The sequence below is a fragment of the Steroidobacter agaridevorans genome (genome assembly GCF_009932555.1).
GTDB classification, from domain to species: domain Bacteria; phylum Pseudomonadota; class Gammaproteobacteria; order Steroidobacterales; family Steroidobacteraceae; genus Steroidobacter; species Steroidobacter agaridevorans.
The window spans coordinates 258,321-273,255 of the sequence record NZ_BLJO01000004.1; the positions used below are offsets into that span (position 1 = coordinate 258,321).

At 62.9% G+C, this 14,935-nt stretch carries 13 protein-coding genes; 9 read left to right on the plus strand and 4 right to left on the minus strand.

Annotated features, from left to right (window positions below):
- Positions 1 to 46: 46 nt before the first annotated feature.
- On the plus strand, positions 47 to 1,414 hold the full coding sequence (locus tag GYH35_RS15750) for a DUF1800 domain-containing protein (RefSeq protein WP_161828934.1): 1,368 nt from the start codon (positions 47 to 49) through the stop codon (positions 1,412 to 1,414).
- Positions 1,411 to 2,604, plus strand: coding sequence for a DUF1501 domain-containing protein (locus GYH35_RS15755; RefSeq protein ID WP_161828935.1), 1,194 nt, complete (start codon positions 1,411 to 1,413; stop codon positions 2,602 to 2,604). The genes GYH35_RS15750 and GYH35_RS15755 overlap by 4 nt, the downstream gene beginning before the upstream one ends.
- A 121-nt stretch (positions 2,605 to 2,725) precedes the next feature.
- Here GYH35_RS15755 and GYH35_RS15760 read toward each other — a convergent pair whose 3' ends face one another.
- Positions 2,726 to 4,039, minus strand: a complete 1,314-nt coding sequence (locus GYH35_RS15760; RefSeq protein ID WP_161810860.1) for a M20/M25/M40 family metallo-hydrolase — start codon at positions 4,037 to 4,039, stop codon at positions 2,726 to 2,728.
- 44 nt (positions 4,040 to 4,083) lie between these two features.
- On the opposite strand from GYH35_RS15760, the gene GYH35_RS15765 reads away from it, so the two are divergent.
- On the plus strand, positions 4,084 to 5,178 hold the full coding sequence (locus tag GYH35_RS15765) for an MBL fold metallo-hydrolase (protein ID WP_161828936.1): 1,095 nt from the start codon (positions 4,084 to 4,086) through the stop codon (positions 5,176 to 5,178).
- On the opposite strand, the gene GYH35_RS15770 is transcribed toward GYH35_RS15765, so the two are convergent.
- Positions 5,168 to 5,872: a DUF4097 family beta strand repeat-containing protein gene (locus GYH35_RS15770; protein WP_202624348.1), complete on the minus strand. Its 705-nt coding sequence runs from the start codon at positions 5,870 to 5,872 to the stop codon at positions 5,168 to 5,170. The genes GYH35_RS15765 and GYH35_RS15770 overlap by 11 nt on opposite strands.
- Before the next feature lie 132 nt (positions 5,873 to 6,004).
- Between GYH35_RS15770 and GYH35_RS15775 the strand changes: the two genes are divergently transcribed.
- From GYH35_RS15775 to GYH35_RS15800, 6 genes are all read left to right on the plus strand, one after another.
- A complete protein-coding gene (locus tag GYH35_RS15775; RefSeq protein WP_161810862.1) occupies positions 6,005 to 6,511 on the plus strand; it encodes a DUF2721 domain-containing protein in 507 nt (168 codons plus the stop codon).
- Between the two features lie 109 nt (positions 6,512 to 6,620).
- On the plus strand, positions 6,621 to 7,124 hold the full coding sequence (locus tag GYH35_RS15780) for a hypothetical protein (protein WP_161810863.1): 504 nt from the start codon (positions 6,621 to 6,623) through the stop codon (positions 7,122 to 7,124).
- A 51-nt stretch (positions 7,125 to 7,175) separates the two neighbouring features.
- Entirely contained in the window at positions 7,176 to 8,462 is a 1,287-nt protein-coding gene (locus GYH35_RS15785) for a dicarboxylate/amino acid:cation symporter (RefSeq protein WP_161810864.1), read from the plus strand.
- Positions 8,463 to 8,491: 29 nt separating this feature from the next.
- The gene (locus GYH35_RS15790) at positions 8,492 to 9,043 is read left to right on the plus strand and encodes a GNAT family N-acetyltransferase (RefSeq protein ID WP_161828937.1); all 552 of its coding nucleotides are present in this window, start codon (positions 8,492 to 8,494) and stop codon (positions 9,041 to 9,043) included.
- 169 nt (positions 9,044 to 9,212) lie between these two features.
- Positions 9,213 to 11,612 carry a protein kinase domain-containing protein gene (locus GYH35_RS15795; protein WP_161828938.1) on the plus strand — a complete coding sequence of 800 codons (2,400 nt, stop codon included), beginning with the start codon at positions 9,213 to 9,215 and terminating at the stop codon, positions 11,610 to 11,612.
- A gap of 7 nt (positions 11,613 to 11,619) precedes the next feature.
- Positions 11,620 to 12,006 carry a hypothetical protein gene (locus GYH35_RS15800; protein WP_161828939.1) on the plus strand — a complete coding sequence of 129 codons (387 nt, stop codon included), beginning with the start codon at positions 11,620 to 11,622 and terminating at the stop codon, positions 12,004 to 12,006.
- A gap of 3 nt (positions 12,007 to 12,009) precedes the next feature.
- On the opposite strand, the gene purD is transcribed toward GYH35_RS15800, so the two are convergent.
- Together purD and purH are read right to left on the minus strand one after the other, a co-directional pair.
- Positions 12,010 to 13,299: a phosphoribosylamine--glycine ligase gene (gene purD / locus GYH35_RS15805; protein WP_161828940.1), complete on the minus strand. Its 1,290-nt coding sequence runs from the start codon at positions 13,297 to 13,299 to the stop codon at positions 12,010 to 12,012.
- Positions 13,300 to 13,348: 49 nt separating this feature from the next.
- On the minus strand, positions 13,349 to 14,935 hold the full coding sequence (gene purH, locus GYH35_RS15810; protein WP_161828941.1) for a bifunctional phosphoribosylaminoimidazolecarboxamide formyltransferase/IMP cyclohydrolase: 1,587 nt from the start codon (positions 14,933 to 14,935) through the stop codon (positions 13,349 to 13,351).

Genomic DNA, 14,935 nt, shown 5'->3' on the forward strand with positions numbered 1-14,935 from the left:
CGATCTGCGTTATTGTTCTCATCTGCTGCCTTCCGGAGGTTGGGCGTTGACGCTCTCCGCCATCATTGCCGCCAATCGCTTTGGACTCGGCGCCCGGCCGGGTGAGTTGACCGACATCGCCGACGATGCAAAGGGTTGGCTGATTCGACAGGTCGAAGGTACACGGCCGGTGCCGCAGGAAGTGGCCGCATTGCCGTCGTCGGCGACGGCGTTCCAAACGTTTGCCAAAGCCCTGCGGGAGCGGCGCCAGCAAGGCGAGAAAGACGGGAAAGGCCGGCAGCAGATCGGCGCGATGTATCGCGATCAAGTTGCCGCGCGCTATCGATTGGCGATCCGTACCGAGGAGCCGTTTCGCGAGCGGCTGGTGCATTTCTGGACCAATCATTTCGCTGTGTCCGCGGACAAGGCGCAAGTGGTCGGGCTGGCGGCTACGTTGGAGAACGAGGCGATCCGGCCGAATCTCGGCGGGCGCTTCGTCGATCTGCTGCTCGCGGTCGAGGCGCATCCGGCGATGATTCTGTATCTGGACAATCAGGCATCCATCGGACCGAACTCGCCGCTTGCGCAACGAGCGGCGCGGCGTGCCAACAGCGATCGCAAGCTCGACATCAATGAGAACCTCGCGCGAGAGATTCTCGAGCTGCATACGTTGGGCGTGAATGGCGGTTACAGCCAGACTGATGTCACGACGTTCGCTCGTGCGCTGACTGGGTGGTCCGTCGCAGCGGCTCGTGGCAAGGAGCCCGAGCAGGCGGGTCAATTCCAGTTTCGGCAGATGGCGCATGAGCCGGGGTCGAAGACGATTCTCGGCAAGCGCTACAGCGAAGATGGCCTGGCTCAGCCGCGTGCGGTGTTGAAAGATCTCGCAGATCATCCGGCCACAGCGAAGCATCTGGCGACCAAGCTGGCGCGTCACTTCATTGCAGATGAACCGCCGGAGAGTGCGGTCTCGCGGCTGGCGAAAGTGTTTCGGGATACGGGTGGGGATTTGCCGGCGTTGCATCGTGCGCTGGTGGAATGTCCCGAGGCCTGGGCGCGTCCGACGGCGAAGTTCAAGACGCCGCATGATTTCGTGGTCTCGACGTTCCGCATGCTCGACTTCGTGCCGCCGGTTCCCGAGCAGATGCTCGCGCCGTTCCAATTGCTGGGCCAGCGGCCGTATACGCCCGGCTCGCCCGCCGGCTGGCCGGACACCGCCAGTCAGTGGGATGGTCCGGATGCGCTGCTCAAACGAATCGAATGGGCGAGCGCGGTTGGCAAGCGCATGGGCTCGAAGGTGCAACCTCTCGACGTCGGCGCAGCGTCGCTCGGCAGCGCGCTCGCTGAGCGCACGAGAGTTGCGATTTCGAGAGCGGAGAGCGGGGCGCAGGGAATGGCGTTGTTGCTGGCGAGCCCGGAGTTTCAACGCCGATGAACCGACGCACTTTCGTCATCTCATCCGCCTTCGGCGGTCTGGCCACGCTGCTGCCGCGGATTCCTTTCGCGTCTACCAAGACGGACGCGCGATTTGTTCTGGTGATCCTGCGTGGTGCGCTCGATGGGCTCGCCGCTGTGCCTGCGTACGGCGATGGCAACTACGCCAGCAAGCGAGGCGCGCTGGCGATTACGACGCCCACGCAGAAGCTGGATGGAATGTTTGCTCTTCATCCGTCGATGACGCATCTCTATCAGCGTTATCGAGAGAAGGAGCTGATCGTATTCCACGCCGTCGCCTCTCCTTATCGCGAGCGCTCGCACTTCGACGGCCAGGATCTGCTCGAAAGCGGCACTGCCGAGTTGAAGGGTGCTCGCGACGGCTGGCTCAATCGCGCGCTTGCCGGCATGCCCGCGAACAAGGGTCGGACCACCGATCAGATCGCGGTCGCCCTCGCGCAGAATATTCCTCTGGTGTTGCGCGGGGACGCAGCCGTGAATTCCTGGGCGCCCTCGCGACTTCCCGATACTGACGCCGACACTCTGCAACGCATCGCCGATCTCTATTCGACCGACGAGTATTTCGCCACTCGACTGCAGTCGGCCTTGGCGGCGGACGGCATCGCCGGCGAGGGCATGGCCGCTATGGGTGGCGGCAAGCGCGATCCGCTCAACGGGTTCAGCGCTGTGACATCTGCGGCTGGGAAATTTCTGGCGGCGGCCGATGGCCCACGCGTCGCGGTGATCGAAGTAGGCGGCTGGGATACGCACGCCAATCAAGGTGCGGAACAAGGCCAGCTCGCTAACCGACTCCGTAGTCTCGACCAAGGCTTGGAAACATTGCGCACCTCGCTGGGCGCGGCGTGGACGGAGACGGCAATGCTCGTCGTCACCGAATTCGGCCGCACCGTCGCTGTCAACGGCACTCGCGGCACCGACCATGGCACCGCCACCTGCGCCTTCCTCTCCGGCGGCGCCATCGCCGGCGGCCGCGTCATCGCCGACTGGCCGGGCTTGCGCAACGGCGATTTATATCAGCAGCGCGACCTCAAGCCGACGCTGGATCTGCGCTCGGTGTTCAAAGGCGTTCTCGGCGCCCACTTGGGCGTGAGCGACAGCATGCTGGAAACGAAGGTTTTTCCAAATAGCGTTGGCGCGGACGCTCTCGATTCGCTCATACGCCGAAGCTGAGCTGGCAAGCGCTGTGAGTTCAGGTGCTGTAATGCGACTACTAATTGGGCAGCAACCTGTTGCACGAATTCGGTGACTACGTGCACGGCCCCGAGCCGTGCGCGTAGTGCGAGCGAGCGCGTTACTTCTTCCCCAACCTATACAACAACACCGCCAGTCTCTGCGCCTGAATCTGATACGTGCGCAGATCGGCGAACTCATCCGGCGTGTGGGAGCCGCCGCCGAGGAGGCCGAGGCCGTCGAGGGCCATGTCGACGTGATCGGCGGCGAAAGAAATGTCCGCGGCGCCGGCGTTGCGTGGATTCACTTCGGTGACGGGGCCGAAGCCCAGGTCTTGGCTGACGCCGTCGTACATCGACAATAACTTACGGTTGCCGTCCGTGGGCGCCATCGGAGGATAGTTGTCCGTGAACTCAATCTCCGCTGATGTGTTTGGCAAGTTGGCGGCAACAACCTTTCGCATCTTGGCGCGGGTGTCTTCGAGCTGTTTCACGGTGAGCGTGCGCAGATCGCCGGAGGCGATCGCCACCGGAGTAACGATGTTGTTCTTGCCGGAGAGCGTGGCGCCGAGCGGTTGTTGATTGAAATCGACTTGCGTGCTGCTGGCGATCAGGCCGGGATTGAAGGTGACGAATTCCTCGCCACGCACCTCCTGATAGAAGCCGTTGAGGATGCGGCCCAGCTCATAAGCGGCGCCCGCGCCGACCTCATCGGAGAAGATCTGCGATGAGTGCGAGCTCTTCGCCTTCACTTTCACGACCCAGCCGGTCGAGCTGCGGCGTGCGGTCACGGCCGTCTTCGGGTTGTCGGCGGCATTCTCCAAGCCGATCGCGATGTCCGCCGCTTTAGCGGCTTCGATGAGATCGCGACGCGCGAGGTCGAGCGGGTGACCGGAAAGTTCTTCATCGCCGTGCAGGACCACAGTGAACTGCAACGAGTCGAGCAGCTTCTGCGCCTTGAGCGCTTCGAGTGCGGCGAGAGCGACGACGATGCCGCCCTTCATATCCGCCGCGCCGGGCCCGCGAGCGATGTTCTGGTCGACTCGCTGCCAGCGCTGAAACGGATGATTGGGCTCGAATACAGTATCGAGGTGACCGATCAGCAGCACGTGCTTGCCGCGGCCCGGGCGGGTCGCGACCAGATGGCCGGCGCGGCCGAATGGCGTGCCATCGACCCAAGTGACTTTGAATCCGAGCGCTTCGAAGCGCGGCCGAAGCATGTCGCCGACCTTGCGCACGCCGGCGAAATTCATGGTGCCGCTGTTGACGTTGACGATCTGCTCGAGCAGCTCGATGGAGGCTTGCTCGCCCGCCGTTACATGCTTGATCAGCGCCTTTTCCTTGCCGTCCGGGGAGGACGCATGCAGCGAGCAGGACAGCGAGGCGAGGGCAACGAGCAGGGCAGTGCGCGCCAGGGCACTCGGGCGAAGTCGCATGGTGGAATTTCCTCTTTCGGCCAGGAGGCCGCATGATACGCGGGATGACCGTCCCCGACCCTGCCAATACTTCCGGCGCGCCAGCGGTGACCGCGGAAGGCGAGGCATTTCCCTCAGCCCCGCGCCGTCTCCAGTATGTGGACACGCCAGCGCCTGCGTCCGGCCAGAGCGCGACGATTGCGCCGGGCGTGCGCTGGGGGCGCATCCCGCTGCCGCTGGATTTGAATCACATCAATGTGTGGCTGGTGGAAACCGACGACGGTTGCGTCGTGGTCGATACCGGCATGGCGGCGTCGGTCAGCAAGGACGCCTGGGAAGTCATGGAGCGCGACTATTTCGCGCAGCGGCCGCTGCGCGCCGTGTTCATTACTCACATTCATCCAGATCACATCGGGCTGGCGAAATGGCTGCAGGACCGACTGGGCGTGCCCGTGATCATGTCGCGGCGGACGCATGAGCTGGCTCACGCGATGTGGAGCGGTGAGGGCCAGGCGCACTTCGACAAGGCCGAACAATTCTTCCGCTCGCACGGTGTGACCGATGAGCTCCAGATCCGAACGATGTTTCGTCCCGATCGGTTCGCCCGCATGGCCAGCGGCATGCCGAAGGTCGAGCAGTTCGTCGCCGATGAAGAAAAGATCCCTTGGGGAGCGGGCGAGTGGACCGCGCTGGAGACCAACGGACACGCCGAAGGCCACTTGTGCCTGTCAAACCCGGCGGCGCGCGTGCTGATCAGCGGCGATCAAGTGCTGCCGACCATTTCCTCGAACATCAGCTTCATGTTCCACAGCACCGATCCCAATCCGCTCGGATCGTATCTGTCGTCTTTGCAGCGGCTGCGCACATTGTCAGAGGACACGCTGGTGTTGCCAGCGCACGGCGTGCCGTTTCGCGGACTGCGCCAGCGGATCGACGATCTCACCGGCCATCATATGCAGCAGCTCGACAAACTTGCGGCGCTGTGTGTCGAGCCAAAAGTCGCGCTGGACGTGCTGCCCTTCATGTTTCGCCGCGAGCTGAAGGAAATGCACCTGTTTCTGGCGATCGGCGAGGCGCTGGCGCATCTGGAATACCTGGCGCATGCGGGACGCGTCCGGCGCGAGCTGCGCGACGGACGCGTCTATTACGTCAGTCTTTGATAGCGGTTGCACCGACGATCTTGCCGACGGTGGCGCTGTCGCTGATGCGCAGCTCGACCTCGCGCTCGAATTTCAGCGTGCCATTCACGACTGCATTTGGGCCGATCGTGATCTTCGGCTTGCGCTTGCTCGAGAAGAAGTTGAAGTCCGGTTTCTCGACATGAATGCCGCCGTCGACGCGCGAGCCTGCGCCGATCTCGATATCGCCGTTGGTCGTCTTGATGCCGTCGCCGACGGTGGCGGCTTCCAGCTCGATGTCGCCATTGACGTTCTCGAGGTGACCGCCGATCCGGGCGCCCTTGGCGAGGATGATGCGGCCGTTCACGTTCGTGACGTTGCCGCGCACCTCGGCCTGCTCGTCCATGCGCACCCGGCCGTTGACCACTTCAACCGAGTCGGCCTTGGTATTGCGATCCAGGGTCACATCGCCGTTGACCGTGTCGATGTCGCCGACGCTGGAGTCGTGGCCGATATCGATCGAGCCGCTGACCGTCTCGACGTTATCGGCACGCACCGAATCGCCGAGCTGGATCGAGCCATTGACGGTCTCGACCGAACCGACCTGCCGGCCGCTTTCGACGCGTATCGAGCCATTGATCTTGGAGATGTCCTCGTCGGCCCGCAGCAGCGGGCTGGCCAGTAACAGTGTCATCGCCGCCCAGGTCGCCACGCCGGCCGCCAGTTTGTTTTGCATCGATACGTCCTCCGTTTGCGTTTGTGGGTTTGGACGCGGCAATTGCGCGGAAGGTTGCAATGAGCATTTGCAACCGCCTAGCGGCATCATGCGAACGGCTGGTATCTTCTCGGACAAGTTACCGAGGTCCGCATGCTCGACACCGCTCCGCATATCGCGAATCTGGCGCAGGTCATTCAATTGGCCGTGGCGCCCGTGTTTCTTCTGGCGGGTGTAGGCACCACGTTGAACGCGCTCGCGACCCGCGTCGGTCGCATCATCGATCGGGCGCGCACCTTGGAAGACCGGCTGATGCATGTGAGCCCGGAACAGGCGGAGGAATACCACAAGCTGCTGCGCGTACTGTCGAAGCGCGCGACGTTGGTCAATCGCGCGATCGGCCTGTCGGTGACCTGCGGCTTTCTGGTGTCGCTGGTGGTCGCGGCGCTGTTCATCAGCTCCTCGATGGGCATCAATCTCGATGCGCCGATCGCCATCACTTTCGTGATCGCGCTGGCGTGTCTGGCGATGGGGCTGATTTATTTCCTGCGCGAAGTCATTCTGGCCACCAATTCGCTGACGTTCGGCGGGGTGCGGCCGACGCACCTGGAAGTGAACAAGAGCGGCAGCGTGGCCAAGACGCCCGTCGCCAAAGAATGACAGGCAGGGACAAAATTTGACGCAAAGGTGTCAGGGCTCGTCGGTTCACGTAATTCCGTGATCCAATGCACAACTTCACGCAGGACGCCCCCGGCATCATCGCGCCCACATGATCCAGCCGCCGCCAGAAATCGTGGTTCAGCCCGATGCGTTCCGCGTCTCCAAGGAATCCACGCTGCTCGCTTGCGAGTTGCGTGGCGCTTTGGCTGTTTGCGTTTATGACGACACGCAGCCGGCCGGCGGGCTTTTGCATTTGCGCTACGTCGCGATCGCCAACGATCAGCCCCTCGATCTCACCGACAACACGCTCAGCTCCGACTTGTTGCTGATGGATCGTTTTTGCAAGGAGCTGCGCTCGGCGGGAGCGCGCAAGCAAAGCTGGCGGGTGAGCATCTTCGGGCACACGCCCGAGGTGCCGGGCATGCAGGGCCCGGCGGCGACGGTGATCGATCTCGCCAAAGCGTATTTTGCGGACGCGCGCTTGCCGGTGGAGTGCAAGGAGTTCAACCGCTCGCTCGGCCTGCTGGTGCGCCTCGATCCGCGTGGCGGGCGAATCTTTGTGAATGCGACCCCGGGTACTGCACCGAACATCCGTCAGGCCGCACCTCCCTAATCCCGCTCATGTAGACTGATCCGCTCGCCTATAACGACAATCGCGGATCCGATGGTTACCGAAGCTCATGCCTCGCCAGCGGCCCCCACTCGCTGGTACAGCTCGCTGTATATCCAGGTGCTGATCGCCATCGCGATCGGTGTGACCCTCGGTCATTACTTCCCCGAAACGGCCACACAGTTCAAGCCGCTCGGCGACGGCTTCATCAAGCTGATCAAGATGATGATCGCGCCCATCATCTTCTGCACGGTCGTGACCGGCATTGCCGGCATGGAGAACATGAAGGCCGTCGGCAAAACCGGCGCACTGGCGCTGCTGTACTTCGAGGTGGTCAGCAGCATCGCGCTGATCGTCGGGCTGGTGATCGTGAACGTGGTGCAACCGGGCGCCGGCATGAACGTCGACGTTTCGCAGCTGGATGCCAGGTCGGTGGAAACATACGCCAAGGCGGCCGAGCAGCAGAGCATCACCGACTTCCTGCTGCACGTGATTCCCACCACTATCGTCGATGCGTTCGCGAAGGGCGACATCCTGCAGGTGCTGTTGTTCTCGGTGCTGTTCGGCTTTGCGCTGCATGGCGTCGGCGAGCGTGCACGTATCGTTTTCGACTTCGTGGATCGCTTCGCGTCGGTGATGTTCCGCATCGTCGGCATGATCATGCGGCTCGCGCCCATCGGCGCCTTCGGCGCCATGGCGTTCACCATCGGTCAATATGGACTCGCGTCGCTGGCGTCGCTCGGCAAGCTGATGGCGTGTTTTTACGCGACCTGTCTGTTCTTTGTGTTCGTCGTGCTGGGTGCGATCGCCAGGATGCACGGCTTCAGCATCGTGCGTTTCATCCGTTACATCCGCGAAGAGCTGTTTATCGTGCTGGGGACCTCTTCCAGCGAATCGGTGCTGCCGAGGATGATGGACAAGATGCAGCAGGCCGGCGCCGAGAAGCAGGTGGTCGGGCTGGTCATTCCCACCGGCTATTCGTTCAACCTCGACGGCACTTCGATCTACCTGACGATGGCGGCGGTGTTCATTGCCCAGGCCACCAATGTGCCCATGTCGCTGCTCGATCAGTTGACGCTGCTGGGCGTGTTGCTGCTCACATCCAAGGGAGCCGCCGGCGTGACCGGCAGCGGCTTCATCGTCCTGGCGGCAACCCTGTCGGCGCTGGGCACGCTTCCGGTCACCGCGCTGGCGCTGATCCTGGGCATCGACCGGTTCATGTCCGAAGCCCGGGCGCTGACCAATCTGGTCGGCAATGGCGTCGCCACGCTCGTGGTCGCCAAATGGTGCCGGGCGCTCGATGAGGACCGGTTGCGGGAGGAGTTGAGCCAGGGCAGTTGAGCCCAGGGGAGTTGCGCTAGTATGGGCCGATGAGCGCAGCCGCCCCCTCCCCAACCCTTTCCCACCTGAATTTCGTCCCGGTTACGCGCCCAGAGCAGGTCGCCACGGTGGCTGCGCTCGCCCACGACATCTGGTACGAATATTACGTACCCTTGATCGGCCGGGCCCAGGTCGACTACATGGTCGACAAGTTCCAGAATGCCCCGGCGATGCAGGCCCAGATCGATCAGGGTTACGAGTACTTCCTCGTACAACGGCAGCTCGAAAGTGGCAAGCAATCCGACATCGGTTACTGCGCCGTCCAGGAGCAACCCGGAAGGGTGATGTTCCTCAGTAAGTTTTACCTGCACCATGCCGCCCGCGGTTCGGGAACCGGGCGTAGATGCATGGAGTTCATTGAGGGGCTCGCCAGGCGGCGCGGGCTCTCTTTGTTGTGGCTGACCGTCAACAAAGGCAATCCGGCAGTGCAGGCCTACCAACGGCTGGGATTTCGGATTGCCGCAGACCTGGTGATGGATATCGGCGGCGGCTTCGTGATGGACGATTACCGAATGGAAAAGGCACTCGAGGTGCCAAGCTGACGACGCACCGCCATTTCCAGCGAATCAGGCCGAGGTCGGAGCCGGGCGACAGGTGTCGTTCAGCTTGCGACGCCGATACATTGAGCCGCGTCGGCGTCGAACCAAGCGGCCGACGGACCGCCTAAAGACACAAGCGACGTTGCGAATTGGGGCAATACTGTAAACGGTGATGAGTCTGTCCATCGACAAGGACCTTGGAGAGCAGGGCGAGAATGCCCGTGCGGTGCTCGCCAGCTGGCTGGATGATTACATCTCCGGCCGGTGCGACCGTGCGGACATGCAAGCCCAGTTCTTGTCGGTTTGCCGCAGCAATCCCGACGCGCCCTGGGATGCGCTGGCACTGCTGGATCAATACCAGCGCCGCGGGCGCATCGATGTGGCGCTGGCCCGTTCGCTCAAGACCGACATCGCGCAGCTGGTGTTCGGTGTCGCCAATCAGACCGAAACCAAGGAAGACGGCGGGCCGGGCGATCACGACACCACCGACGTCACCATCGATACCACCGGATCGCGCTGGCGCAAATTGATGGCCGAGCGCGATCCCGACTCGATCAATTCCGAGCCGGCGTTCGTCGATCCGTCCTTGCTGCGGCGGGGCGATGAAGACGCCACATCCTTCCGCCGCGAGCTCGAGGAGCCGCTGTCCCGTCCGGCGCCGCCGTTGAAGCACACGGACGACGACACAGTGCTGGACCGGGAGCGCAAGGAAGAGTCCGCACCCAGCGTCCGCGTACACGGTCCAGCTACCGAACGAGCATTGCGAGCATTGCGAGCAGACCGTGAGCGCGAACTAGAGCGTCCGCTGCGCTCGTCGTCGGTGCCGCCGCCTGGGCTCACCAGCGACGTTCTGCGCGATCGGTACGAGCTGACCTCGATTCTCGGCCGGGGCAGCACGGGCACCGTCTACAAGGCCATCGATCGGCATCGCGCGCACCTGGATCCGTCGTCGCGCTGTGTGGCGGTCAAGGTGCTCAAGCTCAATTACCAGGATCGGCCCGACGAGCTGGCGCAGCTGGAGCGCGAGTTTCACGAAGCGCAGTCGCTGTCGCATCCCAACGTCGTCAGCGTGTTCGACCTGGATCGCGACGGCAATGTTTATTTCATCGTCATGGAGCTGCTCGAAGGCGAGCTGCTCGCGGACATCCTGAAGCGGTTGGACGGCCAGCCCATGGCGCGTCATTACGCGCTCGGCATCATCAGCAGCGTCGGTGCGGCGCTGGCTCACGCGCATCGTCGCAACGTGGTGCATGCCGATCTGAAGCCACGTAACGTCATGATTACCACGACGGGTGAAGTGCGCGTGCTCGACTTTGGTTTCGCGCGTGACCGTCCGCTCGATTTGCATACGGCTTCCGGATTGAACGAAGGCCCGGCCGTCGCGCCCGCGTACGCGAGTGTCGAGCGGGTGAATGGCAGCGATCCGCATCCCAGCGATGACGTGTACAGCCTCGCCTGCATTGCATATGAATTGCTCTCCGGTCGTCATCCTTTCGGTGGCCGGTCTGCACCGCTGGCACGAGCGCATGGCCGCGCGCCTCAGCGCATTCCGGGTCTGACCGGCAAGCAGCAACAGTCGTTGCAGCGTGCGCTGATGTGGACTCGCGGCGAGCGTCGCATCGATATCGTCGAGCTGCTTGCAGGTCTCGGTTGTGGCGAAGCACCGAGTCGTTTGGGCTCGCCGTCCGAATTGACCGTACCCGATTCGTCGCTGGCGCGTTGGCGTCGAGCGGCAGTTGCGGTCACGCTCGCGCTGGTCTTTGCGAGCGGTGCTTACGCGGTGTGGCAGTACGGCCTGCTGCCGAAGAATCTGGCGAACGTGTTGCCCGTGATGCCTCCTATTGCCGATCGCGAGCGGCAGAGTGAAGTGGCGGCGAATACGGGCGTCGTCGAAGAAGATGCGAGCGATACGATCGGGTCGCAGCCGATGGCGCCCATTGCGCCACCCAATGTCGAGCCACTGCCTTCGGTGCAGCGTCAGACCGCGCCGTCCGTGCCAGGCCCGGCGCAAAACGGTCAGCAAAGCGCGCCGGCGGCGACTCGCCCGCGCGGTGAAGCTCAGGTTCCAGTACCGCTTCCCGAGATGCCACGACCGTCGAGGCAGTCGGTAGAGAGAGAAGCAGGACAGTCGGGTCAAACATCTCGCGCGCAATCGCAAGAGGCCGAGCCGAGTGCGTCGGGATCGAACGCGTCAGTCGCGAGTTCGTCGGCACCGGCCGGTGCGACGCGTCCGGTAATCGTTGAATTCGATAAGGACAGCTACGTCACTTCCGAAGGCGACGGCTCGGTTCGACTGGTGATTCGTCGCACGGGCTCGACACGGCGCGCGGTCGCGGTTACCTGGAGCCTGCGCAGCAACTCCGCTGAAATGGGCGCCGACTTCGCCGGCATCGGCCCGGGCGTCGAGCGCATTCCCGCCGGCGCACGCGAGGCGCACATCACGATCCCGTTGGTGCAGGACTCGATCAAGGAAACCACCGAGTTGTTCCTGGTCGAGCTGCAGGTCAACGAGGAAGGCGTCACCCTGGGCGAGCGCAGCAGCGCCGCCGTCATCATCGTCGACGACGACTGATTCAGCCGTGGACGTACGGTTCTCCGGACAGGCGCTGTATTGTCAGATCAGCCGCGCAGAGCTGGAGACCTTGTCGTCGGGCCGTTCCGTCGACCTGATCGTGTCCTTGCCGCGTCATCGTTCCTTTCGAGTCGGCGTGCGTTCGTCGGCCATGAGCGCGGACCGCGGCGGCTGGCAATTGGAAAGCGATCCCACTGGGATCTGGCTGACTATTCCTCGCGCCGAGCTGGAGCAGCTCGGTCAGACGGAAATGTTTGCTGAAAGATTGATGCGCGACTTTCCTGTGTCGTCGAATCAGCAGATGCGAGTGATACTGGAAGCTGTGCCCGACGCGCAGCCCGAAGACCGCAGCGTCATCGAGATCACGCCGCCGCCGGATTCATCCGCGCCGTAGGCCTTATTTCTTGGGCTGCTCTCGCTGCACGGCCCGATAGCCGATATCACGGCGATACTGCACGCCATTCCAGCTGATCTTGTCGCACAGAGCATATGCGGCCTTCTGCGCGTCGCTCACAGTGTTGCCGAGGCCGACGGCGCACAGCACGCGACCGCCGTTGGTAACGACCTTGCCGTCGCTCAGCGACGTGCCGGCATGAAACACTTTGCCCGGCAGCGCTGCGGCTTCCTTCAGACCGTGAATCTCATCGCCCTTGCGCACCGAGTCCGGATAACCGCCGGCGGCAAGCACGACGCCGAGCGCTGCGCGCGGATCCCATTCGGCCGTCACTTGATCGAGCCGCCCGTCGAGTGCGGCTTCACACAACATGGTGAGATCCGACGTCAGCCGCGACATGATGGGCTGCGTTTCCGGATCGCCGAAACGGCAATTGAACTCGAGCACATTCGGCGTGCCATCCGGCGCGATCATGATGCCGGCGTACAGAAAGCCGATGTAGGGCGTTCCATCGCTGATCAAGCCATCGGCCGTCGGCTGCATCACTTCACGCATGATGCGGGCGTGCAGTTCGTCGGTGACGACCGGAGCAGGCGAGTACGCGCCCATGCCGCCAGTGTTCGGGCCTTGGTCGCCATCGTCGCGACGCTTGTGATCCTGCGACGTGGCCAGCGGCAGAATGTGCTTGCCGCTGACGATAGCGATGAAGCTCGCTTCTTCGCCTTCGAGAAATTCTTCGATGACGACGGTACTGCCAGCAGCGCCGAACTGGCCGTCGAGCATGGCCTGGGCGCTGGCAATCGCTTCTTTCTGCGTGTCGCAGATGATCACGCCTTTACCCGCGGCGAGGCCGTCGGCTTTCACGACGAGCGGCGCACGCTGAGCGCGCACCCACGCGGGATCGAAGTTGGCCTGGGTGAAAGTGGCGTACGCCGCCGTCGGAATCTTGTGACGACGCAGAAATTCCTTGGTGAACGCCTTCGAACCTTCCAGACGAGCCGCGAGCTTGCGAGGGCCGAAGCAACGCAGGCCGGCAGCTTCGAATGCATCCGTGACGCCGATGACCAGCGGCGCCTCGGGGCCGACGATCGTGAGATCGATCTTTTCGCGCTTGGCAAACTCGATCAGCTTGGGAAAATCGTCGACCGCGATATCGACGTTCTTCACGCCCGCTTCGAGCGCGGTGCCGGCGTTACCGGGCGCGACGAACACCGCTTTCACGCGCGGAGTATTCGCAACTTTCCACGCGAGTGCATGCTCGCGACCGCCCGAACCAAGAATTAAAACGCGCATAACTTACTCAGTCGCGGAACAGAGGAGATCGCGCCGGCCGGCATCGATGTCAGTGTCTGAAGTGCCGCATGCCGGTCAGCACCATGGCCATGCCATGTTCGTTCGCCGCGGCAATGACTTCATTGTCGCGCATCGAGCCGCCCGGTTGAATGACGGCTTTGATGCCGAGTTCGGCGGCGACATCCAGACCGTCGCGGAACGGGAAGAACGCATCCGACGCCATCACCGCGCCTTTGACTTCCAGACCTTCGTCCTTCGCTTTCATCGCAGCGATGCGGCTGGACACGACGCGGCTCATCTGGCCCGCACCGACGCCGAGGGTCATGCGGTCCTTCACATAAATGATGGCGTTGGATTTGACGTACTTGCAGACCTGCCAGGCGAACAGCAGGTCGGCGAATTGCTCATCCGTCGGCACCAGCTTGGTGACGACGCGCAAATCGCTGCGGCCGACGCGACCTTCATCGCGCGTCTGCACGAGCAGGCCGCCGTTCACGCTGCGATATTCATAACGAATCCCGGTGGGCGCGAGACCGCCCGTCGTGAGCACGCGGACATTTTCTTTGCGAGCGCAGATCTCGAGCGCTTCGGGCTCGACTTCCGGAGCGATGATCAGTTCGACGAACTGACGCTCGACGATGGCGCGTGCCGTGTTCGCAGTGAGCGGACGATTGAATGCAATGATGCCGCCGAACGCTGACGTAGGGTCGGTGCGAAACGCACGATCGTAAGCAGCAAGCGTGTCACCGGCGACAGCAACGCCGCACGGGTTGGCGTGCTTCACGATCACACAGGCCGGCTCTTCGAACTGGCGCACGCATTCGAACGCCGTGTCGCCGTCGGCGATGTTGTTGTACGAGAGCTGCTTGCCCTGCAATTGTTTCGCGGTGCCGATGCTGGCGCCGGGTGCGTCGGGAACCGCATAGAACGCCGCCGATTGATGCGGGTTCTCGCCGTAACGCATCTCCATGCGCTTGCCGAACTGCAACGACAAAGATTCGGGATATTCGGACTTCGCGCCCTGCTCGGGCTGCGTGACGCGAGTCAAATAACTGGCGACCGCTGCGTCATAGCTCGCGGTGTGCGCGTAAGCCTTGGCCGCGAGGCGCTTGCGTGTTTGCTCGGAGACCGCGCCATTCGACGCATTCAATTCATCGAGCACGGCGGCGTAGTCGAGCGGATCGACGATGACTGTCACACGATCGTGATTCTTCGCGGCCGCGCGCACCATCGCCGGACCGCCGATGTCGATGTTCTCGATCGCATCTTCGTAAGTGCAGTCGGGCTTGGCGATGGTCGCGGCAAACGGATACAGATTCACGACGACCAGATCGATGGGCTCGATGCCATGCGTCTGCATGACGGCGTCGTCGATCTCGCGGCGACCGAGCAGGCCGCCGTGAATTTTCGGATGCAGCGTCTTGACGCGACCATCCATGATTTCGGGGAAGCCGGTGTGCGCCGAGACTTGCGTAACTTTGACGCCGTTTTTTTCGAGCAGGCTGGCGGTGCCGCCCGTCGAGAGAATCGCTACGCCACGACGTTGCAAGGCCTGCGCGAATTCAACCAGGCCATCTTTGTTCGAAACACTCAGCAGCGCGCGACGCACACCAGAAGAAGACAGAACAGGAGACAT